Genomic DNA, 1,003 nt, shown 5'->3' with positions numbered 1-1,003 from the left:
AGCAGCGCCTCGGCCCGACCGTGATCTTTGACCCGGGTGAGCCGGCCAGCCACCTCGGGATACAACTCCACGGCCCGCGCCCGGCTGGCCGCTTTGTCCGCCTTCAGTAGCCCGAGCGTGCGCTTCCAGACGCCTGGTGGAACGGACTGGTGGCCGATCTCCAGCGCGGCCAGGAGCCCCAGCCACACGCCGTAGCCGATGCCGATACTGCGGGCGCTTGCAGTCCCCTGGCCCGGTCGACCGCTGACCGCCTCCAGGACCGCCCGCGCTTGCCGGTCCCCCGCGTAAAGTCGCAACAGCCCCGCCATCGCGGCGGCGTCATACTGTCCTTTCGGGGTCCGCACCACGGGCATGTCGTGGAGCAAGATGCCCTCGGGCGTCATCACCGCGATGGCGCCCTCCAGTCCCGGGTCGATGCCGATATAGATCATGCGGGCACCCCCGGCCGCGCGTGCGCGGTGTCGAGGAGCCCGATCAGATCCCCCACCGTGCATTCCAGCCAGGCCGCGAACCGGTCGCCACGCTCCCCCAGGAGCCGGCCGAGCTCTGTCCACTCGGTGTCGTCCGCGGGCACCAGGTCCGCGCGCATCACCTGCGTCAACATCGCCAGCAGGCTGCTCCAGCGCGCTTCGCACAGCAATGCGGCTTCCTGCCCCGCCAGCACGCCCCAGGACGCTATCCGGGCTTCCGCCCCCGGACCGGGGGTCAGCAGCACGTGGCGGGCTTCCACGCAGGCGGCGAGGTAGTTCCACCGCGGCCGGGCATCCGTCACCGCCTCCGCGGCACGCACCTCTAGCGCGGTTCGAGGCCCAGACAGTGCCGGAGCGCCGCTGCCTGCCCTTCCCAGCCCCGCAGGCGGTGGTGCAGCGCCGTCCACCGCTGTCCGTCCCATCCCGGAGGCGACTGCCACTGCGGCGGTCCAGCCGCCTGCCACGCCGTCTCCAGTGCCGCCGCCAGCGTCTCGCTGTCCCGCTCCAGCGCCCTCAACCGGGCCAGCATCCGA

Annotated in this window: 3 protein-coding genes; all 3 read right to left on the bottom strand. The window is 72.3% G+C overall.

The window, feature by feature from the left end:
• A partial coding sequence (locus tag Q7L55_03795) for a hypothetical protein (protein ID MDO8731680.1) occupies nucleotides 1-431 on the bottom strand: 431 nt, incomplete at its 3' end.
• Nucleotides 428-790 carry a hypothetical protein gene (locus Q7L55_03790; GenBank protein ID MDO8731679.1) on the bottom strand — a complete coding sequence of 121 codons (363 nt, stop codon included), beginning with the start codon at nucleotides 788-790 and terminating at the stop codon, nucleotides 428-430. The genes Q7L55_03790 and Q7L55_03795, both read right to left, overlap by 4 nt.
• 2 nt (nucleotides 791-792) lie before the next feature.
• The coding region (locus Q7L55_03785; GenBank protein ID MDO8731678.1) for a hypothetical protein at nucleotides 793-1,003 on the bottom strand (211 nt) is incomplete at its 5' end.

Source organism: Actinomycetota bacterium, assembly GCA_030650795.1.
In the GTDB taxonomy this organism is placed as follows: Bacteria; Actinomycetota; Actinomycetes; order S36-B12; family S36-B12; genus UBA11398.
This window is presented reverse-complemented; position numbering and strand designations above follow the sequence as displayed.